Origin of the sequence: Streptomyces sp. NPDC050485 (assembly GCF_044458185.1) — a bacterium.
In the GTDB taxonomy this organism is placed as follows: Bacteria; Actinomycetota; Actinomycetes; order Streptomycetales; family Streptomycetaceae; genus Streptomyces.
On sequence record NZ_JBITHR010000002.1, the window covers coordinates 52,484 to 75,410 of the forward strand.

Here is a 22,927-nt window from a genome sequence, read left to right on the forward strand (position 1 = left end):
GCTGCGCCAGGGCCGTTCGCAGTGTTTGCGACTGCTTGCGGTGACGGATCGCGACCGGGCCGAGTGTGACCGAGTTCGCTTCGCGTCTGGGGTTGGGGACGGTCGTTGACGCGGGGCGCGTGCGCTGCGTGAGGCTCCTGTTACGACAGCACCGGCTGTTACGACATCACGGGCAGCAGCGCCGACAGGTCGGCCCGCTCCCCGCTCGCCGCGACCTTCGCCGCGTCCAGCGCCTCGGCCCAGCCCGTACGCCCGGTGGCGAGGCGGAGCCAGGTGAGCGGGTCGGTCTCGACGACGTTCGGCGGGGTGCCTCGGGTGTGCCGGGGGCCGGCCACGCACTGCACCACCGCGTACGGCGGGATCCGCACCTCGACCGAGCCGCCGGGCGCCTTCACGGCGAGCGCGTCGGCGAGCAGCCGGGTGCACGCGGCGAGCGCCTGCCGGTCGTAGGGGACCTCAAGACCGGGCACCGCGTCGTTCAGGTCGTCGGTGTGGACGCAGAGCTCGACGGTCCGGGTGACCAGGACGTCGGCGAAGGTCATCGCGCCGAACCGGGTCGGCATCAGCCGGCTGTCCGCAGTGCCGGCGAAGAGCTCCGCGGTGCGGACCGCCCGCTCCTCGTACAGCGCGTCGAGGTCGGCGACTTCTGCCGCCAACTCCCTTGTACCGTCGGCGACTTGGCCAGCTGCGGCAGCCGTCGCGAACGGCCAATCGAGCAGGGCGACCTCCTGCTTGAGCGGCTCGTCCTCGGCGAGATGGCGCTCCAGCATGCCGAGCGCCATGGTGTGGTGCACGGCGAGCTCGCGCACCGTCCAGTCGCCGAGCCGGGTGGGCCGGGCGAGCTGCTCGGGCGTGAGCGCACGCACGGCGTCGCGTACGTGGCCGAACTGGGCGAGAACGGCGGCCCGGATCTTCACCGGGTCGTAGCTGCGGGTGCGCTTCTTGGCCGGAGGCATGAACCCGAGCGTAAGCGCTCCGCGGGAAGTGGCGATAGAGACGATCTTCGTCGGCTGCGGGGCGACCGTGGCTGGTCGCGCAGTTCCCCGCGCCCCTTCAGGGCGCGGTGCTGCACCGGAGTTCCACAAGACCGCTCAGCCGGGCCGGGAGCGCGCTCGTCTCCGGCTGGACACCCCGCTGCCCCGTACGTCTTCAACAGACGTACGGGGCCGAGGAGTTGATACGTACCTAGGCCAACAGGCCCGGGATGGTCGCCTCGTGGGCCGTGCGCAGTTCGCTGAGTTCGAGGGTGAACTCGCCCTGGACGTCGATGGATTCGCCGTCCACGACACCGATCCGGGTCGCCGGAAGCCCGCGCGCACCGCACATGTCGGTGAAGCGCAGCTCCTCGGAGCGCGGGACGGAGACGATCGCGCGGCCCGCCGACTCGGAGAAGAGGAAGGTGAAGGCGTCGAGCCCGTCGGGAACGACCAGCCGTGCGCCCTTACCGCCCTTGAGGCAGGACTCCGCCACGGCCTGCACCAGACCACCGTCGGACAGGTCGTGCGCGGCGTCGATCATGCCGTCGCGGGAGCCCGAGATCAGGATCTCGCCGAGCAGCTTCTCGCGGTCCAGGTCGACCTTGGGCGGCAGACCGCCGAGGTGGTCGTGGATGACCTGGGACCAGGCCGAGCCGCCGAACTCCTCGTTCGTGTCACCCAGGAGGTAGAGCAGCTGCCCCTCCTCCGCGAACGCGATCGGGGTGCGCCGGTTCACGTCGTCGATCACGCCGAGCACCGCGACGACGGGCGTCGGGTGGATGGCGGTCTCGCCGGTCTGGTTGTAGAGCGAGACGTTGCCGCCGGTGACCGGGGTGCCGAGCTGGAAGCAGCCGTCCGCGAGGCCGCGGGTGGCCTCCGCGAACTGCCACATCACGTCCGGGTCCTCGGGGGAGCCGAAGTTGAGGCAGTCCGAGATCGCGAGCGGCTTGGCGCCGGAGGCGGCGACATTGCGGTACGCCTCGGCCAGCGCGAGCTGGGCGCCCGTGTACGGGTCGAGCTTGGCGTACCGGCCGTTGCCGTCGGTCGCCATGGCCACGCCCAGGTTCGACTCCTCGTCGATCCGGACCATGCCCGCGTCCTCGGGCATTGCGAGCACCGTGTTGCCCTGCACGAAACGGTCGTACTGGTCGGTGATCCAGGACTTGGAGGCCTGGTTGGGAGACGAGACCAGCTTGAGGACCTGGTCCTTCAGCTCGTCGCCGGTCGTCGGGCGCGGCAGCTTGCCCGCGTCGTCGGCCTGGAGCGCGTCCTGCCAGGAGGGGCGCGCGAACGGCCGGTGGTAGACCGGGCCCTCGTGCGCCACCGTGCGCGGCGGTACGTCCACGATCTGCTCGCCGTGCCAGAAGATCTCCAGCTGGGAGCCCTCGGTCACCTCACCGATGACGGTGGCGATGACGTCCCACTTCTCGCAGATCTCCAGGAACCGCTCGACCTTGCCGGGCTCGACGATCGCGCACATGCGCTCCTGCGACTCGCTCATGAGGATTTCCTCGGGCGAGAGCGTCGCGTCGCGCAGCGGCACGGTGTCCAGTTCGACGCGCATGCCGCCGGAACCGGCCGAGGCCAGCTCGGAGGTCGCGCAGGACAGCCCGGCACCACCGAGGTCCTGGATGCCCGCGACGAGCTTCTCCTGGAAGATCTCCAGGGTGCACTCGATGAGGAGCTTCTCCTGGAACGGGTCGCCGACCTGGACGGCGGGCCGCTTGGCCGGACCGGTCGACTCGAAGGTCTCACTCGCAAGCACCGAGACGCCGCCGATGCCGTCGCCGCCGGTACGGGCGCCGTACAGGATGACCTTGTTGCCGGGACCGCTCGCCTTGGCGAGGTGGATGTCCTCGTGCTTCATCACGCCGATGCAGCCGGCGTTGACGAGCGGGTTGCCCTGGTAGCAGGCGTCGAAGACGACCTCGCCGCCGATGTTCGGCAGGCCCAGGCAGTTGCCGTAGCCGCCGATGCCCGCGACGACACCCGGCAGGACGCGCTTGGTGTCGGGGTGGTCGGCCGCGCCGAAGCGCAGCGGGTCGACCACCGCGACCGGGCGGGCGCCCATCGCGAGGATGTCGCGGACGATGCCGCCGACGCCGGTGGCCGCGCCCTGGTAGGGCTCGATGTAGCTGGGGTGGTTGTGCGACTCGACCTTGAAGGTGACCGCGTACCCCTGGCCGACGTCCACGACGCCCGCGTTCTCGCCGATGCCGACGAGCATCGCGTCGTTGGCCGGGACCTTGTCGCCGAACTGCTTCAGGTGGACCTTGCTGCTCTTGTACGAGCAGTGCTCGGACCACATGACCGAGTACATGGCGAGCTCGGCACCGGTGGGGCGGCGGCCGAGGATCTCCCGGATGCGCGCGTACTCGTCCTCCTTGAGGCCGAGCTCCTTCCAGGGCTGCTCGACGTCGGGCGTCTCGGCGGCGTGCTTGACGGTGTCCAGCGTCATGCGTTGACCAACTTCTTCAGGATCGAGGTGAAGAATCCGAGGCCGTCGGTACGTCCCGTACCGATCAGCGGCTCCACGGCGTGCTCGGGGTGCGGCATCAGGCCGACGACGTTGCCGGCGGCGTTGGTGATGCCGGCGATGTCACGGAGCGAGCCGTTCGGGTTGCCGTATCCGTCAGCGGCTTCGCCGCGGGCCAGGTACCGGAAGGCGACGCGACCCTCGGCCTCCAGCTCGTCCAGCGTGCGCTCGTCGGCGACGTACCGGCCGTCCATGTTCTTGAGCGGGACCTGGATCTCCTGGCCGGCCGAGTAGTCGGCGGTCCAGGCGGTGTCCGCGTTCTCCACCCGCAGCTTCTGCTCGCGGCAGATGAAGTGCAGGTGGTTGTTGCGGAGCATGGCGCCCGGCAGCAGGTGCGACTCGGTGAGGATCTGGAAGCCGTTGCAGATGCCGAGGACCGGCAGACCGGCCTTCGCCTGCTCGATGATCGTCTCCATCACCGGCGAGAAGCGGGAGATGGCCCCGGCCCGCAGGTAGTCGCCGTAGGAGAAGCCACCGGCGAGGACGACCGCGTCGACCTGCTTGAGGTCCTTGTCGCGGTGCCAGAGCGAGACCGGCTCGGCGCCCGCGATGCGGACGGCCCGCAGGCTGTCCCGGTCGTCCAGAGTGCCGGGGAAGGTGACAACGCCGATGCGAGCAGTCACTTGGACTGCTCCTCGACCTTGACGGTGAAGTCTTCGATGACGGTGTTGGCGAGGAAGGTCTCGGCCATCTCGTGGATGCGGGCGAGGGCGGCCTCGTCAACCGGCCCGTCCACCTCCAGCTCGAAACGCTTTCCCTGACGTACGTCGCCGATCCCCTGGAAGCCGAGACGGGGCAGTGCACGCTGCACCGCCTGTCCCTGCGGGTCGAGGATTTCCGGCTTGAGCATGACGTCGACTACGACGCGTGCCACTGGCACTCCCGGTGTGGTGTGGTGCGAAGGCGGTTCCCTCAGAGTACCCGCCCAGAAAATCTACGCGGGTAGATATCGGTAAGGCCTGATCACGTTCCGGTTTCGGCAGCGACAACACGTGGGAAAAATCCCAAGAAAAAGTCGCCGAAGTCATTGCGTTGAGACACGCTGATGCAATTGGCTGGGCTTCACATTGCAATGGGTGCCGCTGTACAAAGGAATCCCAGCGAAAGCAACATTGCTCCAAAACAGCCGGAAGGCCGGTATCACCGCACGTCAGGCATGCGCCACTGGCGACATGCGACTGGTGACACCGTAGGAAGGAACCGATATCCGTGGCTCAGCGCGTAGTGGTCACACTCTTCGACGACATCGACGGCGGAGAAGCGGCGGAAACGGTCACGTTCGGCCTGGACGGAAAGGTCTACGAGATCGACCTCAATCCCGCCAATGCAAAGAAACTGCGCAAGGCGCTCGCGCCTTACGTGTCGGCGGGCCGCAAGCGGTCGAAGTCCGGGAAGACCTTCAGGCACACCGCCGTCGCACCCGACCCGGCGGCCGTCCGCGCCTGGGCCCGCTCCAACAAGATGGACGTGCCCGCCCGCGGCCGCATCCCGAAGAAGGTCTACGAGGCCTTCGCCCAGGCCGGCTGATCCCCCCGGCCGGGGCTGCTCTGCGGCCGCCCCGGCCAACGGAGTTGCAAACCCCCCCTGCTGATCGGCTAGAGTCTGGAACACGCCGAGGGGCGAGGCCGCAAGGCCCCAAACCTCACGCAGCGTGCGGGTGTAGTTCAGTAGCAGAACATCCCCCTTCCAGGGGGAAGGCGCAGTGTGCAATTCCTGTCACCCGCTCTGCATTGCCTACCGACCACTCTTGTGGATCAGGTAGAGTAGTGCTCGCACCACCCAGTGAAAGCTGAGTGGCAGCATGCGGACGTGGCTCAGTTGGTAGAGCATCACCTTGCCAAGGTGAGGGTCGCGAGTTCGAATCTCGTCGTCCGCTCAGGAAGCACTGAAGGCCCCGGTTCATCGAACCGGGGCCTTAGTCATGTCCCCGCCTCTCCTCCTTCTGACATTTGTCATGAGCAGTGATGACACCGCGCACTGCCCCGGCTCCCCTTCCCGCGGAACGCTGAAGGCATGGCAGATGTGATCGAGGTCGAGGGGCTGCGGCGGACCTACGCCGGGGGCTTCGAGGCCGTTTCCGGAATCTCCTTCTCCGTGGCGCGGGGCGAGCTCTTCGCGCTGCTCGGCACCAACGGCGCGGGAAAGACCTCCACCGTCGAACTCCTCGAAGGGCTGGCCCCGCCGAGCGGCGGCAGCGTCCGGGTGCTCGGGCACGACCCGTACACCGAGCGGGCCGCCGTGCGACCGCGCACCGGCGTGATGCTCCAGGAAGGCGGCTTCCCCGCCGGGCTGACCGTCACCGAGACCGTACAGATGTGGGCGGGCTGCACCAGTGGGGCCCGGCCGGTGGACGAGGCGCTGGAGCTGGTCGATCTGGCCCGGCGGGCCCACGTACGGGTGAAACAGCTCTCCGGGGGCGAGAAGCGGCGGCTCGACCTGGCGCTCGCGCTGCTCTCGCGGCCCGAGGTGCTCTTCCTGGACGAGCCGACGACCGGTCTGGACGCCGAAGGGCGGGCCGACACCTGGGAGTTGGTGCGGGCGCTGCGTGACGGCGGCACCACCGTGCTCCTGACCACCCACTACCTGGAGGAGGCCGAGGCGCTCGCCGAGCGGCTCGCGATCCTCCACGAAGGGCGGATCGCGGCGAGCGGACGCGTCGAGGACGTGGTCGCCGCCCAGCCCTCGCACATCGCCTTCGAGCTGCCCGACGGCTACCACCTGGGCGATCTGCCCCCGCTGGGCGAACTCGGCGTCACCGGACGCGAGGTGACGGGTCGTTCGGTACGGCTGAAGACGTCCGAGCTGCAACGGGCCGCCACCGGACTGCTGTTGTGGGCGCAGGACAGCCGGGTCGAGCTGCGGGGGCTCGATGTGCGGTCGGCATCGCTCGAAGAGGCATTTCTGCACATCGCTCGGGAGCAGCAGCGGGAAGGGGAGCCGGTCCGATGACCGCAACCGACGTACGGATCAAGGCAGTTGAGGCAGCGGCGCCGGACGTGGTGTCCCGCGGCGGGCGGATGAAGGCGCTCGCCAGGGCCGAGCTGACGCTGCTCGGCCGGAACAAGGCGAGCCTGTTCACCGTCCTGGTGCTGCCCGCCATGATGACGATGTCGATGTACTCGGGGGTGCGCGGCATCGACCTCAGGGACACCGGTCTGACCGTCGGCACCGTACTGCTGCCCGGTTCGCTCGGCTTCGTCCTGCTGTTCGCCGTCTACTCGGCACTGGTCGGCGTCTACGTCGTACGGCGTGAGGAACTCGTCCTCAAGCGGCTGCGCACCGGGGAGTTGCGGGACGTGGAGATCCTGACCGGGGCCGCGCTGCCGTCGGTCCTGATCGGGCTCGCGCAGTGCGTGCTGCTCGCCGTCGGCAGCACCGTCGTCATGCATGTCGGCGCGCCCCGGGCCGTGTGGTTCGCGCTCCTCGGGCTCGCGCTCGGCCTGGTGATGACCTGCGCGCTCGCGGCGGCGACCGCCGCGTACACCAAATCCGCCGAGGGCGCCCAGATCGCCATCATGCCGATGCTGCTGCTGTCGATGGCCGGCTCCGGAATGATCGTCCCGCTCGACGTGCTGCCCGACCGGCTGGCCGGCGCGTGCGAACTGCTGCCGCTGACCCCGGTGATCGGGCTCATCAGGGCCGGCTGGACCGGGAGCGCGGACGCCGGCGAGGTGCTGCGCATGCTGACGACCGTGGTGGCCTGGACCGTGCTGTCGGTGTTTGCTGTACGGAAGCGGTTCCGGTGGGAGCCGCGGCGCTGAACAGGGCGAAGACACACAGGGGGACGGCACAGTGCGCGACCGGATACGCAGCTGGCACCGGCGGAAGTGGCGGGACCGCAGCAGGGTCGAGAAGGTCGAGGTGCAGAGCCGGCTGATCTGGACCGCCTCGACCTGGTTCCTGTTCGTCACCTGGGACCTGATGTTCGTCCTGGAGGGCCTCGGTCGCGGGCCGCTGCCGCTGGCCCTCGCCGCGACGCTGCTCGCGGCGGGCGTGGCGCAGTGCGTCCAGGGCAACCGGGTGCACCGGCTCGCGCTCGACCACTACCTGGGGCGCGGCAGCGCGCCGCGCCGCGGCCTGGTCACGGCGGGGGTGCTCTGCGCGGTCTCGGTGGCGCTGCTCGCGGGGCTCCGGGCGGCGCACGGCATCAAGGACCCTCTCGTGATGTTCGTCCTGCTCTTCGCGCTGCTGCCGTTCGGGATGACGTACTGCCTGCTGCTGCCGACCCGGGCCTTCCTGCTGCGGTTCACCGCGTTCGGTGTGCCCCTGGTGGTGCTGTTCGCGCTGGCCGGGATGGGCGGTCCGCAGCTGGCGGGGCTTGCGGTCGTGACGGCCCTCTCCGGCCTGTACGTCCTGCTGGTCTCGCGCTGCGGGGCCTGGACGCTCTCCGTGCTCGGGGAGGCGGACCGGGCCCGTGAGTCCGAGGCCCGGCTCGCGGTCGCCGAGGAGCGGCTGCGGTTCGGCCGCGATCTGCACGACGTGCTCGGCCGGAACCTCTCGGTCATCGCGCTCAAGAGTGAGCTCGCCGTGCAGTTGGCCCAGCGCGGCCGCCCGGAGGCGGTGGCGCAGATGGTGGAGGTCCAGCGGATCGCCCAGGAGTCGCAGCGGGAGGTGCGCGAAGTGGTGCGCGGCTACCGCGAGGCCGACCTCGACGTCGAACTCGACGGCGCCCGGGGCGTGTTGGAGGCCGCCGGGATCGCCTGCACGGTGCGCGGGACGACGGGCGCGCTGCCCGCCGATGTGCAGTCGGCGCTGGGGTGGGTGGTGCGCGAGGCCACCACCAATGTGCTGCGGCACGGGGACGCCCGGAGCTGCTCGGTCACGGTGACCGCCACGGACGGGGCGGCCGGCCTCGTCGTCGAGAACGACGGCGCCCCGGAGCGCCCCGCCGGCGCCCCCGGATCGGGCCTGGCCGGGCTGCGCGAACGCCTCTCCGTACTGGAGGGGACGCTGACGGCGGGACCGGTCACGGGGGGCCGGTTCCGCCTGACAGCACGGGTGCCGTTGGCCGGTGACCCCGGCACGGAAGAACAGGCGCCGGCCGCGGCCGGCCGGAGACGGGGGGTGCGGGCGTGAGCGGGGCTGAGGGCGTGAGTGGGGCGGTACGCATTCTGCTCGCCGACGACGAGCATCTGATCCGGGGCGCGCTCGCCGCGCTGCTCGCTCTGGAGGACGATCTGACGGTGGTCGCGGAGGCCGCGACCGGGCCCGAGGCGCTCGCCATGGCGCGGGCGCACCGGCCCGATGTGGCGGTCCTCGATCTGGAGATGCCGGGCGCGGACGGTGTGACAGTGGCCACAACCCTGCGGGCCGAGCTGCCGTCCTGCCGGACCATGATCGTGACCAGTCACGGCCGGCCCGGACATCTCAAGCGTGCCCTGTCGGCGGGGGTGCGCGGCTTCGTGCCGAAGACGGTGAGCGCCCAGCGGCTGGCCGAGATCATCAGATCCGTACACGCCGGAAACCGTTATGTGGACCCGGAGTTGGCGGCCGACGCGATCTCCGCCGGGGACTCCCCGCTGACCGTGCGGGAGGCCGAGGTGCTGGGGTTCGCGGCCGACGGGGCGCCCGTCGCGGAGATCGCCGAGCGGGCCGCGCTGTCGCAGGGGACGGTGCGCAACTACCTCTCGTCGGCCGCCGCCAAGCTGGGTGCGGAGAACCGTCACACGGCCGTGCGGCTCGCCCGCGACCGGGGTTGGGTATAGTGGTCTCCGCGCCACGGCGCATGCGAACGTAGCTCAGCTGGTAGAGCACCACCTTGCCAAGGTGGATGTCGCGAGTTCGAACCTCGTCGTTCGCTCAGAAGAGGAAGCCCCCCGGCCATCGGCCGGGGGGCTTCTTGCTTGCCGTCTACGACCAGCTGTTGCCTGTGAGGACCTCGTACGCCTCCACGTACTTGGCCCGGGTCGCGTCGACGACCTGCTGGGGCAGCGGGGGCGGCGGCTGCTCGGAGGCGCGGTCCCAGCCGGAGGCCGGCGAGGTCAGCCAGTCGCGCACGTACTGCTTGTCGTAGGACGGCTGGGCGCGGCCCGGCTGCCAGGTGGCGGCCGGCCAGAAGCGCGAGGAGTCCGGGGTGAGCACCTCGTCGGCGATGACGAGCTCCTCGCCCGCGAAGCCGAACTCGAACTTGGTGTCGGCGAGGATGATGCCCCGCTCGCGCGCGATGTCGCGGGCCCGGCCGTACACCGCGAGGGTGGTCTGGCGCAGCTGGGCGGCGGTCTCCGCGCCGATCTGGCGGGCGACCTCCTCGTACGACACGTTCTCGTCGTGCTCGCCGACCGCGGCCTTGGTGGCGGGCGTGAAGATCGGCGCGGGCAGCTCGGAGCCGTTGGCCAGGCCCTCGGGGAGCGCGAGGCCGCACACCGTACGGGACTCGTTGTACTCGACCAGACCCGAGCCGGCGAGGTAGCCGCGGGCGACGCACTCCACCGGGACCATCGCGAGCGACCGGCACACCAGCGTGCGGCCCGCCCAGTCGGCGGGGGCGCCGTCGGGGAGCTCGCTGGAGATGACGTGGTTGGGGACGAGGTCGGCGAGCAGGTCGAACCACCACAGCGAGAGCTGGGTGAGCACCCGGCCCTTGTCCGGGATCTCGCTGGGCAGCACCCAGTCGTACGCGGACATCCGGTCGCTGGCGACCATGACCAGGTCGCCGGCCTCGTTCTGATAGAGGTCACGCACCTTGCCCGTGTGCAGGTGGGTCAGGCCCGGGACCTGAAGCGGTTCGGGCTTTTCTACGAATCCGGACACGGTTCCTCCGCGTAGGTTGATCCAGGAACGAATCCGATTCTCTCGCACGTTCTCCGGCACGCTGACGGGTACCCCGGTCGCGGGTCTTGCCCGGAGGTCCCGGCCGGTGTCAGTCCCGCTTGCAGATGCGGTCGAGGAGGTTGGCGGTCGCGCGCTGGATGCGGGGGTCCACATGGCCGGGGCGGTCGAGCGCGGGTGACCAGGCGAAGGTGCCCGAGGCGAAGACGAGCGCTCCGGAGGGGGCCCGGTACAGGGAGGTCTCCTGGTGCCGGGCGTTCTGCTCGCTGTCCCGGTACGGGGAGTGGGCGAGCAGGATGCGGTCCTGGTGCTCGGGGAGCGCGGTGCGCGGGTAGTAGCGGTCGGCCTCGCCCGCGACCAGGCCCTCGATCTCGTCGCCCTCGCCGGCGCCGGTCGCCTCCCACAGCCAGTGGTCGGCGTTGCGTACGACCATGGGATACGGCTCGGGGACCCGGCCCGCGTACTGGATGCCGAGGAGCTGCTGCTCGGGGCGCGCGACCTCGCGCCACAGGGCGGGCCGGCCGGGGCCCCGCCGCTTGCGGCAGGTCAGCAGGCGGTCCGGCACCCCGGACGGGGAGGGCCCCAACTCCACTTGCCAGTAAAGGGTGTTGGCGGACAGGAAGACGAGCGAGGTGCCGCCCTCGCGGGCCAGCTCGACGGTGCGGCGCATCGGGGCCGACCAGTACTCGTCGTGGCCGGGGAAGACCAGGCCCCGATAGCGGCTGGGGTCCACGCGGCCCGCGTGCAGATCGCGGGCGTCGGCGTAGGCGAGGTCGTAGCCGTAGCGCTCGGCCCAGCGGATGAAGTCGTAGGCGTGCCCGACGTGCAGGGGCAGGCCGGCGCCCGCGTACGGCCGGTCGAAGGAGACGGTGATGGCCGCGTCCTCCTCGCCGAGCAGCCGGCCCTCCTCGTCCCAGGCGTGGTAGAGGCTGGCGCCGGTGCGGCCGTCTTCCGGATACAGGTTGTAGGCCTGCCAGGTGATGTCGGGCAGCAGCAGGAGCAGATCGGCGGGATGGCTGTCGCGGACGGTGAACGGGATGTGCGAGCGGTAGCCGTCGGCGGTGGTCAGCACGGCGACATGGGCGCCGATCGAGGCGTGCGAAGGGACCTGGTAGCGCCAGGACTGCCACCAGTGGTGGCAGGAGACGGTCCGGTCGGCGGCGAGCGGGAGCGGCTGGACGATCCCGGAGAGCCGGGGGCTGGTGGCGATCTTCGCGGCCCCGTCGCCGCCGTAGTGCCCGATCCGGTAGATGTCGACGGTGAACTGCTGCGGCGGGTCCACGGTGATGTGGAAGTCGATGGCCTCGCCGGGCTCGACGGCACCGCTGGAGGCGAACCCCTTGATCTGCTGGCGTACGTCGTCGGCGGTGCGCGGTCCGGTGACCCGGGCGGTGCTGCGCGGGGTGCCGCGCTGGAGCGGGAGGTGGTCGACGTACCAGGGCACCACGTGGCCGGTGTCGTCGAAGTAGTGCTCGCTGCCGCGCAGCCAGGGCAGCGGTCCCTGGCCGAAGGGGTCCGAGACGGCGTGCGCGAGGGCCCCGGACTCCCAGCGCCGGATGTGGTCCGACCGTTCCACCCCCATGTCACTCCCTCCCTCGATCCCCCGGGACATCCGTGATGCGACGTGTGATGCGGCTGCGGTACGACTGCAATACGACTGCGTCGCGCCGCCTGTCAGCTACCGGTCCCCAGCACATCACATAACGCACGCACTCCGTCACCGTTCGTCGCGAATTGACGTGAAGGGGAGCTTGGCGTTCCGGATCTGGACTGTGGAGGGGGTGGTGGGACTGGTGCGGGGGCGCCGGGGGCGGGGGCGCCGGGGCGGGGGCGGAGGTCGGGCGAGGGGGAGCGGCGGTCGGGCGCGAGGGCGGCGGCCGGGCGGGGCGCAGCGGCCGGGCCCCTCCGATCCCTCAAGCCCCTTAGACCCGTCAGACCCGTCAGACCAGCCGTACCGGCTTCTCCGGGCGGATGCCTATGGACGAGAGCCAGCCGCGCAGTTCCTCCGCGTTCCCGTCCTCGACCAGCGTCAGCACGGGCGAGACCAGGTCGGACCGCCGCACGCCGTCGACCAGGAGCGACGGGCCGTCCAGCCAGTCCAGCCCGGGCGTCGCGCCCGCCGAGTCGACGGCGGCGCAGCACACCATCGCCGTCACGTGGTCGGCGAGCAGCTCGCGGCCCGTCCTCGGCGGCTGGAGCGGGAAGAGCGGTATCGCGTCGGCGCCCCAGGACTCCGGGCCCGGCGCGGGCGGCGCGGACGCGGCTTCCTCGCCGGCCACTTCCGCCGCGATCCCGGCGGCCAGCCGCTCCGCTGCCTCGCCGTCGCCCGCGGTGAGGTGGTCGATGACACGGGCGAGCGTGGGCGCGGCCGGTTCCGCGCCGCGGCGCTCGCCGAGCCCGTCCAGGACACGGTGCAGCCGGGCGGCCTCGATGCGCCATTTGCGGTCGACGACTTCTTCCGGGTACGCGGCCCAGTCGACCGGCGCCCAGTCGGGGCCGGGCTCGGCGGGGCCGCCGTGGAAGAGCCGGGCCGCGAGCAGCGAGGTCGCCTCGTCGGCGGCCCCGGGCTCCTCCAGGAGGTCGCAGGCCGGCCGCTCGCCGAGCCGGGAGGTGAAGCCCTCGGCCAGCCGGTCGCGCCGGGACAGCTCGGTGAGCGCGGACACCACGCCCGCGTCCAGCCGGGACGGCCAGCGCCCCATCCGCCAGGCGGGCAGCGCGACCCGGGTGAGCAGCCGGTCCCAGCCCGCGTATGCGAGCCCGACCTGCTCCTGGGCGACGATCCGCACTCCGTAGTCCACACCCTGTGCACGCTCGGACGCGGCGGCGGCGACCCCGCGCTCCATTTCTGCGACGTGCACGCGGCAGCCCCTCAGAAGCAGCCGGGCCATCGAGCCGACGAAGCCGAGTGCCAGCCGCCGCACCGGGTCGAGCCCGGGGCGGGTGGTCACGGCGACGGCCGCGTCCAGACCCCGTACGAACCGGCGGGCGGCGGCTATGTCCGGGTGCGCGGAGGGGCCCGTACCGGCGACGACGGGGGCGAGGATCGCGCGCAGCTCGCCGACCCGCATCCACCACAGGAAGGGCGAGCCGATGACCAGGACCGGCGCGGCCGGAACCCGGCGGGTGCGGCCGGAGCGCACATCGGCGGCGCCCGGTATGGAGCGGGCGGACAGCACGGCCTCGGTGGCACCGTGCGCGCGATGCGTACGGTCCTCCAGCCAGCTGTCGCAGTCGGGGGTGAGGGCTATCGCCGAGGGCGCGGGCACATCGAGCCGGTCGGCCAGGTCCCTGACCAGGCGGTACAGGTCGGGAGCGGCCGATTCGGCGAGGTGCACCGTCGGGGACAGGGCGGGTCTGGCCCGCACGATCACCGCGGCGACCGCGCCCGCGAACAGCAGCACGAGCAGCGCGGTGGCGGTGACCGCCCAGCGCGCGGTGTCCCAGCCGCTGCCGTCGATGCGGCCCTGTACGGCGGCGACGCCCAGCACGACGGCGACGGCGGCCGGCAGCAGGGCCGCGGCCAGCGCCCTGCTACGGATGCGCAGCACGGCGAGAGCCCGCGAGCGCGCATGCAGCGCACCCGCCTCTCCACCCATTCCGGTATCGGACACGGCCGGACTTCACCCCCTCTGCCCTGCGGCGGCGTTGCTCACTCCCCCACTGTGGCACCCGCCACTGACATCGCAATGCCGGTGGGCCAAGTGCCGCAACGCCCTCGCCGCACCCTAGTTGGGGCCCCGGCGGGAGTCATCAGGATGGGCCGTTCGTCACTCGATGGAATGGCTTTGGGTAAAGGTGCGATTGCGTCGGGGGCAGCGGCCGGGCGGGGCGGTCCGGGCGCGCGCGGGAGCCTGGCGCGGGCGAGGCGGCGCGGGCGGCGGGGCCGCCGTAAACCGTCAGCCCCGCGCCTGCGCCGCCTCGCGCGCGATGTCCGTACGGTGCTGCGAGCCGTCGAGGCGGATGCGGGCCACCGCCGTGTACGCCCGGTCGCGGGCCTGTGCCAGGTCCTGGCCGGTCGCGGTGACCGAGAGGACCCGGCCGCCCGCGCTGACCACCGCGTCGCCGTCCCGCTTCGTCCCTGCGTGCAGGACGTACGCCGTGGGGGCGTCCTGGGCCGCGACCTCGTCCAGGCCCTCGATCGGGTCGCCGGTGCGGGGCGTGGCGGGGTAGTTGTGCGAGGCGATGACCACGGTCACGGCCGCGTCGTCGCGCCAGTTCAGCGGCGGTTCGACGTCGAGCGTGCCGTTGGCCGAGTTGAGCAGGACGCTGGCGAGCGGCGTCTTGAGGCGGGCGAGGACGACCTGGGTCTCGGGGTCGCCGAACCGCGCGTTGAACTCGATGACCCGCACCCCGCGCGAGGTGATCGCGAGGCCCGCGTACAGAAGTCCGGAAAACGGCGTACCCCGGCGGCGCAGCTCGTCCACGGTCGGCTGGAGCACGCTCGCCATGACCTCGTCCACCAGCTTGGGGTCGGCCCACGGAAGCGGCGAATAGGCGCCCATACCACCGGTGTTGGGGCCCTGGTCACCGTCGAGCGCGCGCTTGAAGTCCTGCGCGGGCTGGAGCGGAAGCACGGTCACGCCGTCGGTGATCGCGAAGAGCGAGACCTCGGGGCCGTCGAGGAACTCCTCGATGACGACGCGGTCGCAGGCGAGCGCGTGCTCGCGGGCCGCGGCGAGGTCGTCCGTCACGACGACGCCCTTGCCGGCCGCGAGACCGTCGTCCTTCACCACGTACGGAGCTCCGAAGGCGTCCAGCGCCTCGTCGATCTCCTCGGGGGTGGTGCACACGTAGGAGCGGGCGGTGGGCACGTTCGCCGCCGCCATCACGTCCTTGGCGAAGGCCTTGGAGCCTTCCAGCTGCGCGGCTTCCCCGGAGGGGCCGAAACAGGGGATGCCCGCGGCCCGTACGGCGTCGGCGACCCCGGCGACCAGCGGCGCCTCGGGCCCGACGACGACCAGATCGCTGCCCAGCCCGGCGGCGAGCCGCGCGACCGCGCCGCCGTCCAGCTGGTCCACGGGGTGGAGCTCGGCGACCTCCGCGATCCCGGCGTTGCCGGGGGCGCAGTGCAGCGCCGTCACGTCGGGGTCGAGGGACAGGGAACGGCACAGGGCGTGCTCGCGGGCACCGCCGCCGATGACAAGGACCTTCACGGTAGCCAGCCTAGCCGCCGCGGTGGCGTGATCTTTGTGCGGGCCACCGAGCGGACCCTCACCCCTCGTTCGTATATTCCTCCACCACGGTCGCCCCGAGCTCGCGCACGATCAGGTCGTGCCCGGACAGCGCGTTGTCCACCAGATCCGGGTCGTCGTCCTCCGGAACGTCGTCCTCCGGCCGGACCGGGGGCGGCGGCTCCTCCTGCCGTACGGGAGCGGGGGCCTGCGACTGCTGCTGAACGGGCGCGGGGGCGGCCTGAGTTGAGGGCCGGGGGGGCTGCGGAGGCGGCTGCACCGGCTGGTGCTGCTGCACGGGCGGCGCCGGGGGCCTGGGCGCGCTGCCGCCGAAGTTTCCCGCGGCGGCCGGGGGCTGGGCGCCGCCCGACGGGTCGATGATCGCCTCGACCTTCCACTGCACCCCGAACCGCTCGGAGAGCACGCTGCGCAGCACGTCCTCGCTGCCGCTGCTGGCGAAGTTGTCGCGGGCGCCCGCGTTGATGAAGCCGAGCTGGACGGTGGTGCCGTCGAACCCGGCCACCTGCGCGTTCTGACTGAGCAGGATCCAGGTGAAGCGCCGCTTGTTCTTCACGGCCTCCAGGATGTCCGGCCACATGTTCCGCACCTGCACGGCGTTGCCCTGGCCGGCGGGGGCCGGGGTGGGCTCGGCGGGGGCGGGGCGGGGCGGGGCGGGTTCGGGCGCGGGTGCCGGCGCGGCCGAGGCGGAGGGCCAGGCGCCCGTGGCGGGAGCGGTGGCACCGGGCCAGGCTCCGGGCCGCTGACCGCCACCCTGCCCGGGCGCGGCAGCAGACGGCCAGGCCCCGGCCCCGGACTGCCCGCCGGCCGGAGCCTGTACAGCTTGCCGCTGGTCGGGCTGCGGCTGAACGGGCTGAGGCTCGGCGGGGGGCTGCTGGTGCACGGTCGGCGTCGGCGGCGCGACCGGCACCGAAGGAGCGGGTGGGGCGGACGGGGTGGACGGCTCGACCGGCACCGAGGGGGCGGGCCCGCCCGCCGGTCCCTGAGCCACCCCCGGCCCCACACCCCGCACCGCGGCCCGAGCCGCCTCGGACCCGCCGGGGCCACCCCGCATCGGCGCATGCGCCTCGGGCCCGGGAACGTACCCCATGGCGGGCCCACCGGCGGGCGCCGCCTGGAAGTTGGCCCCGCGCTCAAGTCGGTCGATCCGGGCCTGGAGCGAGCGCTCGTCGTCGTACGCGGCGGGCAGCAGCACCCGGGCGCAGATCAATTCGAGCTGGAGCCGGGGCGAGGTGGCCCCGCGCATCTCGGTGAGGCCGGCGTTGACGAGATCGGCGGCCCGGCTGAGCTCGGCGGCCCCGAACACCGAGGCCTGCGCCCGCATCCGCTCGACCACGTCGACGGGGGCGTCGATGAGCCCCTTCTCCCCGGCATCGGGAACGGCGGCGAGGATGACAAGATCCCGCAGCCGCTCCAGAAGATCGGCGACGAAGCGACGGGGATCGTTGCCGCCCTCGATGACGCGGTCGACCACCTCGAAGGCGGCCGCCCCGTCCCCGGCGGCAAAGGCATCCACCACCGAATCGAGCAGCGACCCGTCGGTGTATCCGAGCAGCGCGGTGGCCATGGCGTACGTCACACCGTCAGCGGCGGCACCGGCGAGCAACTGGTCCATGACGGACATGGAGTCACGCACGGACCCGGCGCCGGCCCGCACCACGAGCGGCAGCACCCCGTCCTCGACGGGAATCCCCTCCCGCCCGCAGACCTCACCGAGGTACTCCCGCAGGGTGCCCGGCGGCACGAGGCGGAACGGGTAGTGATGGGTCCGCGACCGGATGGTCCCGATGACCTTCTCGGGCTCGGTGGTGGCGAAGATGAACTTGAGGTGCTCCGGCGGCTCCTCGACAACCTTCAGCAGGGCGTTGAAGCCCGCCGAGGTCACCATGTGGGCCTCGTCGATGATGTAGATCTTGTACCGGCTGGAGGCGGGCCCGAAGAAGGCCTTCTCGCGCAGCTCACGGGCGTCGTCCACGCCACCGTGCGAAGCCGCGTCGATCTCGATCACGTCGATGGACCCGGGCCCGTTGCGCGCGAGGTCCTGGCAGGACTGGCACTCCCCGCACGGCGTCGGCGTCGGCCCCTGCTCGCAGTTCAGACATCTGGCGAGAATCCGGGCACTGGTCGTCTTGCCACAACCACGCGGCCCGCTGAACAGGTACGCGTGATTGACCCGGTTGTTCCGCAGCGCCTGCTGCAGCGGGTCAGTGACATGCTCCTGCCCGATGACCTCGGCGAACGACTCGGGGCGGTAGCGGCGGTACAGCGCAAGGGACGACACGCATACGAGGTTATCGGGGCCCACTGACAACCGGCCCCGCCAACCGGACCCCCGCCGCCTCCGGACGGCGTACGACCAGCCGAATCAGCGCGTACGCAGGTGGAATCGACCCGCACCCGGACGGAAAAATGACTCGCACCGCACGGAAAATAAGGCGCCCCCCACGCACCCGCCAGAGCCGACCTACCCTTGCTGCCTTCCGGCCCTGGGGGAGTTCAGTCAGATAGCGCCACGTGAGGGGCTCCGCACAGGGTACCCGATCCCTGACGTGGGAACGAGTTCGCGAGCACCCCTCAACGTCTTGTATTGTTTGCCGCGGAGGATTCGCCTAGTGGCCTAGGGCGCACGCTTGGAAAGCGTGTTGGGGGCAACCCCTCACGAGTTCGAATCTCGTATCCTCCGCCAGTGCCTCACCGGGCACGATGTCGATGGGCCCCACCGCTTGCGGTGGGGCCCATCGACGTTCGTGGTTGAACTTCTGGTACCGGCCGGTGACACACCCGCCTCCCCAGGCGCAGGCACACCGATCGGTCGGCACTGGCCCTCACTCGCCTCCGCGCGGCAGCCGACGAAGGCGCTTTCGACCTGGATCTGCTCGAAGACAAGCGGAACTACCGCCGGTGAGCGCGGCCCAGTTCCTCATCGACACCAGCGCGCTCGCACGCTTCATGCGCCCCGACGCGGAACAGTACGGCTGGGACCAGGCCGCTGCGGCAGGGCTCATCGCGACCTCCCCCATCACCGAGCTGGAGCTTTTCTACAGTGCCCGGTCCGCCGAAGACCGCACAAAGGGCATCGAGGACATGCGGCTGCTGTTCGGCTGGGTTCCGGTCGACGATCGCGCGTACGACCGTGCCTGGCAGGTCCAGGAAGTCCTCACCAAGCGAGGGCAGCATCGGAGCGCGGGCGCCGTCGACCTCGTCGTGGCTGCGACGGCAGAGCTGCAGGGGCTGACTCTGCTGCACCGCGACCGGGACTTCGAATGCATCGCGGCTGTCACCGGGCAGGCACTCCAGTGGTACGGACCCGAGCTCGGCAAGTAGAGATCCCCGGTTGCAGTTCTGGTTGCGTTCACCGGCGTACAACACCGTTCGGGATCCCGGCCCACCCCAGCTGCACCGCAGGCGGCCGGGACAGCTCTCAGGGCCCCGGCGGCTGCCACAGCCCCGCCAGATCCCGGTACAGGCCCGGCCGGGCCTGGAGGTTCTGGTGGGTGTCCTGCCGGGTGTTCGTGCCGTCCAGGACCAGGACCCGGTCCGCCGCCTCGGCGGAGCTCATGCGGTGGGCTATCACCACCAGGGTGCCCGGGCGGCGGCGCATGGCCTGTTCGGCGCGGGCTTCGGCCGGCTGGTCCAGGTGGCACGTCGCCTCGTCCAGGATCGTCAGGCGGGCCGGGGACAGATAGGCGCGGGTCAGGGCGATCAGCTGCCGCTCGCCCGCCGAGAGCGATTCCGGCTTCAGGCCGGATTCGTATCCGCCCAGGTCCCGCACCAGGTCTCCCAGGCCCATCTCCTGTGCTGCCCGGTCCAGTTCGGCGTCCGGGACCTCGCGCTCACAGAGGTAGACCAGGTTCTCCCGCAGGCTTCCGCTGAATACGTATGCCTCCTGGGGGAGGTAGGTGCGAAGTCTCGCCCGGGCTTCTGGTGGAATGTCCCCGACGTTCACCTCGCCCCATTTCATGGTTCCCGATACGGGAGCCAGCGTTCCCGCCATGATGGCCGCCAGCGTCGATTTGCCCACTCCGCTCGGACCGACCACCGCCACGTGCTCACCCGGGCTCACGTGCATGTCGACCGCGCTCAGGACTTCATTTCCCGTGGCCGAATACGAGAAGGAGATTTCTTTCGCGGTTACGCCGAGTTCCGGGGCCGTCGTGACCGGTCGTTCCGCGTGATCGGCCGTCGGCTGCTGACCCGCGCCCCTCGGCTCCAGCAGGCGGCCCAGGGTGACCAGCAGCCGGATGCCCGTGGTTCCCAGACCCTGGACCAGGGACTGCACCGCTGGACGTAGGCTCTGCATCACGTACGTCAGGATGCCGAGTGTCGTGCCCGCGCTCGCCCCCGCACCTCCCCAGCGGGCCCACAACAGGATGAGGAGAAGGGGGAGCCAGCCCCCCAGGCCGAGCACTATCGTCCGGACGGCGTTCATCCGGGCCAGCATTTCGTCCGCGCGCACGTTTTCCCGTGCTGCCCGGTCCACTCGCTCGAATTCCGATTCCTCCATCCCGCAGGCCGTGATGTCACGCAGTCCCGCCGACAATTCCCAGGCCTCCTGCGCCAGGGTCTCCGCGGCCACGATGCTGCGCAGTTGAATTCTGGCGAGGCCGCGAAGGGCGAGCACATAGCCCACCACCGTGAGCAGGACCGGGGCGAAGATCAGGACGGCTGCCATGGGGGCCAGGGTGAGGGTGCCCAGACATACGCCCACGAACGCGAAGGCGAATCTGCACACCACTGCGATCAGGCTGCCCGCCGCCTCCCGGACGATTTCCACCTGCCGGGTCAGCCGTGCGACACCGGACAGGTCGTGTCGCGTGCGGGTCTCCGTCACCGCTCGCTCCAGCGAGCGTTCCACCGTGTACGCGACCAGCGCATCCCGCATGGGTTCGACGAACTCGCCGCTCCGCGCCAGGGCGTTCCTCGCTCCGTACGCCCCCACCGCCGAGCTGAACGCCAGCCCGGCCAGCCAGGCCAGGCCCACCAGCGGCGCGCCGTCGAGGAAGCCCCGGTCGACAGCCGTCGCGACCAGGCGGCCCGCGAGGAGGGCCGGAACCGATTCGACGGCGGTCCACAGGAGGAGCCGGAGCAGCAGGGGCGGGTCGCGTCGCAGCCACTCCCGAAGGAAGCGTCCGGGGGACGCGCCGGACGGTCCGGGCAGCGCAGCGGTCACCTCGCCGCCTCCGTCCGCGCCCCGCTCGCCGTCGGCTCGAACACCGCCCGGTACTCCGGGTCCAGCCACAGCCCCGCGTGCGCGCCGACCGCTCGTACCCTGCCCCCGTCGAGCCAGACCACCGTGTCCGCCCGGGCCGCGCTCGACACGCGATGTGCGACGACCACCCTGGTCGTGCCCGGCATGGCGGCCAGCAGCGCCTGGTTGACCTCGTGTTCGGTCGCCATGTCGAGGCTCGACGTCGCGTCGTCGAGGATCAGCAGCCGGGCCGGGCGGATGAACGCCCTTGCCAGACCCACGCGTTGGGCCTCGCCGCCCGACATGGCCACGGTCGCGAGTTCCGTCGCGAAGCCCTCGGGCATCTTGCCGATGAACGACTCCGCGCGGGCAAGCCGCGCCGCCCGCAGCACGTCCTGCCCGGTGGCCCCGGGCAGCCCAGCCGTGATCGCGGCCGCCACGTCGCCCCCCAGCAGGGCGGGCTTCTCGAAGGCCACGGCGATCTGCCGTCGCAGTACGGACTTGGGGACCTGTGGTACGGGAATCCCGTCGAGCAGCACCGCTCCCTCGTCCGGGTCCAGGAGCCGACCGAGCAGCGCGGCCGCCATGGACTTGCCCGAGCCCGACCGGCCGACCAGGGCCGTCACCCGGCCGGGTGCCACGGTGAGGTCGACGTGGTCGAGCAGGGTCCGCCCGCCCCGTCGGACCACCGCCCCCCGGATCTCCGCACGGGCTCCGGGAAGCCCCGGTCCGGCGCGCCCCCGGGTCTCGTGTTCCGGCTGTGTCGCGCCATGCAACCACCGCGCCACGGAACGTCCGTCCTCCCCGTACCGCATCGGCCGCGACGCGGTGAGCGTCGCCAACCGCTCGGCGCCCGCCCTCGCCCGGGAGAGCTGGCTGATGAACAGCATCGACATCCCGAGGCCCGTGCCCATGGCCGCGTACTCCGCCGCGGCCAGCAACTGCCCCGGGGTGATGCGGCCCGCGCCGAGGGCGAGGCCGGCGGTGGCGACCACCGCGGCGTTCAAGAGGGGGAAGAGCAGGCCGGTACGGGCCGTCACCTTGCCCTGGAGTTGCCAGAGCGCCTGGCCGCTGCATCGCAGCCGGGGCAACGGCGCCAGGATCCGGGCGACTTCACGCTCGCTGGTGTGCGACACCGCAATAGTGCGGGCCCCGTCCAGCGCCTCGGTAAGGCGCGCCGAGATCTCACCCTGCACGTCCAGGTACCCCGCGACCAGCCGGGAGCTGTCGGCGGCGAAGGCCTTCAAGCACCAGGCGGCCAACGGCAGCCCGCACGTGAAGACGAGCCCCACCGATGCGTCGGTCCACCACAGCGCGGCGAGCGCGACCAGCGCGGGGGCGAGCGAAAAGCCCAGCCAGACCGCGGCGTTGGTGCCCATGGAGGCCGCGGCCGCGCTCTCCAGGAGCAGCGTCGCGAACTCTCCCGACTTCGGGCCGGCCGGTGCGTACGGCCCCGCGGCCAGGACGCGGCGCGTGGCGAGCCGCCGGAAGAAGAGTGCCGAACGGGCCTGGATCAGGCCCGCCGTGTAGTCGCTCAGAGCTTCGGTGACCACGTACAGGGCCACGAGAGAGGCGCAGAGCAGCAGGCAGCCGGTGAAGTCCCGTCCCTCGATGAGCGCGTCGACCGTGGCGCCCAGGGCCGCGGGCAGGGCGAGCTGGGCGCCGGTGCTCGCCGCGTTGGCGACGGTGAGCAAAACGGTCCGGCCCGCCTGGGCGCGGGCCGCGGTACGAAGCAGCCGGGCACCGGAACCGAACATCGTGTCACTCCCCCTCAGCCGGTCGTCCCTGCTGTGTACGCGGCAAGCGTCCCGGGGCAGAGGAAACCCCGGGACGCTGCCGGATCTCGGTCCGCTCCGCCCAAAGGGCGGTGCGGGACCGGGTCAGGTCCGCGCGGCGATGGATCAACCGGTCTGTCCATGAGCCCGGTTGGGCATCCGGTCCGCGCGGCCCGGCCCGTCAGCAGCTCAGTTGCAGAAGATGTAGCTGGAGTTGCTGCAGTTGTTGCTCGCGCTGCTCATGGGCGCCATCTCGTCGCCCTCGGGCAGTTCCAGTCCCTGGAGGTCAAGCAGTGCCATGACGTACTCCTTCTCATGCGGGACCGGCGGGTGCCGGTCGGGGTGGTGTGCTTCGGTGCGGCCGGGTCAGTTGCAGAAGACCCAGCTGGAGTTGCTGCAGTTGCTGCTCGCGCTGCTCATGGGCGCCATCTCGTCGCCCTCGGGCAGCTCAAGCCCCTGAAGGTCAAGCAGTGCCATGGTGGTGTCCCTCCTCT

At 71.5% G+C, this 22,927-nt stretch carries 19 protein-coding genes, 4 tRNA genes, 1 other RNA gene and 1 pseudogene; 11 read left to right on the top strand and 14 right to left on the bottom strand.

Annotated elements, in window-relative coordinates:
- Positions 1 to 158: 158 nt before the first annotated feature.
- From ACIBK6_RS03925 to purS, 4 genes are all read right to left on the bottom strand, one after another.
- Positions 159 to 956 carry a sterol carrier family protein gene (locus ACIBK6_RS03925; RefSeq protein ID WP_399048541.1) on the bottom strand — a complete coding sequence of 266 codons (798 nt, stop codon included), beginning with the start codon at positions 954 to 956 and terminating at the stop codon, positions 159 to 161.
- A 229-nt stretch (positions 957 to 1,185) separates the two neighbouring features.
- A complete protein-coding gene (gene purL / locus ACIBK6_RS03930; protein ID WP_399048543.1) occupies positions 1,186 to 3,435 on the bottom strand; it encodes a phosphoribosylformylglycinamidine synthase subunit PurL in 2,250 nt (749 codons plus the stop codon).
- The gene (gene purQ, locus ACIBK6_RS03935) at positions 3,432 to 4,136 is read right to left on the bottom strand and encodes a phosphoribosylformylglycinamidine synthase subunit PurQ (RefSeq protein ID WP_399048545.1); all 705 of its coding nucleotides are present in this window, start codon (positions 4,134 to 4,136) and stop codon (positions 3,432 to 3,434) included. Before purQ ends, purL begins: the two co-directional genes overlap by 4 nt.
- Complete coding sequence (gene purS, locus ACIBK6_RS03940) at positions 4,133 to 4,387, bottom strand: phosphoribosylformylglycinamidine synthase subunit PurS (protein WP_399048546.1); 255 nt, start codon at positions 4,385 to 4,387, stop codon at positions 4,133 to 4,135. Before purS ends, purQ begins: the two co-directional genes overlap by 4 nt.
- 335 nt (positions 4,388 to 4,722) lie before the next feature.
- Between purS and ACIBK6_RS03945 the strand changes: the two genes are divergently transcribed.
- The 8 genes from ACIBK6_RS03945 (at position 4,723) to ACIBK6_RS03980 (ending at position 9,313) form a co-directional block, all read left to right on the top strand.
- On the top strand, positions 4,723 to 5,040 hold the full coding sequence (locus tag ACIBK6_RS03945) for an Lsr2 family protein (RefSeq protein ID WP_399048547.1): 318 nt from the start codon (positions 4,723 to 4,725) through the stop codon (positions 5,038 to 5,040).
- A gap of 126 nt (positions 5,041 to 5,166) precedes the next feature.
- Positions 5,167 to 5,238: transfer RNA gene (locus ACIBK6_RS03950), tRNA-Gly, on the top strand.
- 78 nt (positions 5,239 to 5,316) lie between these two features.
- Positions 5,317 to 5,389 (top strand) — tRNA-Gly (locus ACIBK6_RS03955).
- 137 nt (positions 5,390 to 5,526) lie between these two features.
- Entirely contained in the window at positions 5,527 to 6,462 is a 936-nt protein-coding gene (locus ACIBK6_RS03960; protein ID WP_399048549.1) for an ABC transporter ATP-binding protein, read from the top strand.
- On the top strand, positions 6,459 to 7,274 hold the full coding sequence (locus ACIBK6_RS03965) for an ABC transporter permease (protein ID WP_399048550.1): 816 nt from the start codon (positions 6,459 to 6,461) through the stop codon (positions 7,272 to 7,274). The genes ACIBK6_RS03960 and ACIBK6_RS03965 overlap by 4 nt, the downstream gene beginning before the upstream one ends.
- Positions 7,275 to 7,305: 31 nt before the next feature.
- Positions 7,306 to 8,589 (top strand): sensor histidine kinase, encoded by a 1,284-nt coding sequence (locus ACIBK6_RS03970; RefSeq protein ID WP_399048552.1) that lies wholly within the window; start codon positions 7,306 to 7,308, stop codon positions 8,587 to 8,589.
- Positions 8,586 to 9,218 (top strand): DNA-binding response regulator, encoded by a 633-nt coding sequence (locus ACIBK6_RS03975; protein ID WP_399048554.1) that lies wholly within the window; start codon positions 8,586 to 8,588, stop codon positions 9,216 to 9,218. The genes ACIBK6_RS03970 and ACIBK6_RS03975 overlap by 4 nt, the downstream gene beginning before the upstream one ends.
- 22 nt (positions 9,219 to 9,240) lie before the next feature.
- Positions 9,241 to 9,313: transfer RNA gene (locus ACIBK6_RS03980), tRNA-Gly, on the top strand.
- A gap of 50 nt (positions 9,314 to 9,363) precedes the next feature.
- Here ACIBK6_RS03980 and ACIBK6_RS03985 read toward each other — a convergent pair.
- The 6 genes from ACIBK6_RS03985 to ffs all read right to left on the bottom strand — a co-directional run bounded on the left by ACIBK6_RS03985 (position 9,364) and on the right by ffs (position 17,996).
- Positions 9,364 to 10,263 (bottom strand): phosphoribosylaminoimidazolesuccinocarboxamide synthase, encoded by a 900-nt coding sequence (locus ACIBK6_RS03985; RefSeq protein ID WP_399048556.1) that lies wholly within the window; start codon positions 10,261 to 10,263, stop codon positions 9,364 to 9,366.
- Between the two features lie 109 nt (positions 10,264 to 10,372).
- Positions 10,373 to 11,863: a N,N-dimethylformamidase beta subunit family domain-containing protein gene (locus tag ACIBK6_RS03990; RefSeq protein WP_399048557.1), complete on the bottom strand. Its 1,491-nt coding sequence runs from the start codon at positions 11,861 to 11,863 to the stop codon at positions 10,373 to 10,375.
- Positions 11,864 to 12,221: 358 nt separating this feature from the next.
- Entirely contained in the window at positions 12,222 to 13,892 is a 1,671-nt protein-coding gene (locus tag ACIBK6_RS03995; RefSeq protein ID WP_399048559.1) for a hypothetical protein, read from the bottom strand.
- A 285-nt stretch (positions 13,893 to 14,177) separates the two neighbouring features.
- On the bottom strand, positions 14,178 to 15,434 hold the full coding sequence (purD, locus tag ACIBK6_RS04000; protein WP_399048561.1) for a phosphoribosylamine--glycine ligase: 1,257 nt from the start codon (positions 15,432 to 15,434) through the stop codon (positions 14,178 to 14,180).
- A 58-nt stretch (positions 15,435 to 15,492) separates the two neighbouring features.
- The gene (locus tag ACIBK6_RS04005; protein WP_399048563.1) at positions 15,493 to 17,751 is read right to left on the bottom strand and encodes a DNA polymerase III subunit gamma and tau; all 2,259 of its coding nucleotides are present in this window, start codon (positions 17,749 to 17,751) and stop codon (positions 15,493 to 15,495) included.
- A 150-nt stretch (positions 17,752 to 17,901) separates the two neighbouring features.
- Positions 17,902 to 17,996, bottom strand: an RNA gene (gene ffs, locus ACIBK6_RS04010) — signal recognition particle sRNA small type.
- A 72-nt stretch (positions 17,997 to 18,068) separates the two neighbouring features.
- Here ffs and ACIBK6_RS04015 point away from each other — a divergent pair.
- The 3 genes and pseudogenes from ACIBK6_RS04015 to ACIBK6_RS04025 all read left to right on the top strand — a co-directional run bounded on the left by ACIBK6_RS04015 (position 18,069) and on the right by ACIBK6_RS04025 (position 18,794).
- A tRNA-Ser gene (locus tag ACIBK6_RS04015) sits at positions 18,069 to 18,156 on the top strand.
- A 123-nt stretch (positions 18,157 to 18,279) separates the two neighbouring features.
- Positions 18,280 to 18,375, top strand: a pseudogene (locus ACIBK6_RS04020) (type II toxin-antitoxin system VapB family antitoxin); the annotation flags it as partial.
- Positions 18,372 to 18,794: a PIN domain nuclease gene (locus tag ACIBK6_RS04025; RefSeq protein ID WP_399048565.1), complete on the top strand. Its 423-nt coding sequence runs from the start codon at positions 18,372 to 18,374 to the stop codon at positions 18,792 to 18,794. The pseudogene ACIBK6_RS04020 and the gene ACIBK6_RS04025, both read left to right, overlap by 4 nt.
- Positions 18,795 to 18,891: 97 nt before the next feature.
- Here the strand turns inward: ACIBK6_RS04025 and ACIBK6_RS04030 are convergent, their stop codons facing one another.
- From ACIBK6_RS04030 to ACIBK6_RS04045, 4 genes are all read right to left on the bottom strand, one after another.
- On the bottom strand, positions 18,892 to 20,640 hold the full coding sequence (locus ACIBK6_RS04030; RefSeq protein WP_399048567.1) for an ATP-binding cassette domain-containing protein: 1,749 nt from the start codon (positions 20,638 to 20,640) through the stop codon (positions 18,892 to 18,894).
- Complete coding sequence (locus ACIBK6_RS04035) at positions 20,637 to 22,415, bottom strand: ABC transporter ATP-binding protein (RefSeq protein ID WP_399048569.1); 1,779 nt, start codon at positions 22,413 to 22,415, stop codon at positions 20,637 to 20,639. Before ACIBK6_RS04035 ends, ACIBK6_RS04030 begins: the two co-directional genes overlap by 4 nt.
- Positions 22,416 to 22,622: 207 nt before the next feature.
- Positions 22,623 to 22,733 (bottom strand): SapB/AmfS family lanthipeptide, encoded by a 111-nt coding sequence (locus tag ACIBK6_RS04040; protein WP_386150937.1) that lies wholly within the window; start codon positions 22,731 to 22,733, stop codon positions 22,623 to 22,625.
- 66 nt (positions 22,734 to 22,799) lie between these two features.
- Positions 22,800 to 22,910: a SapB/AmfS family lanthipeptide gene (locus tag ACIBK6_RS04045; protein ID WP_399048571.1), complete on the bottom strand. Its 111-nt coding sequence runs from the start codon at positions 22,908 to 22,910 to the stop codon at positions 22,800 to 22,802.
- Positions 22,911 to 22,927 lie beyond the last annotated feature (17 nt).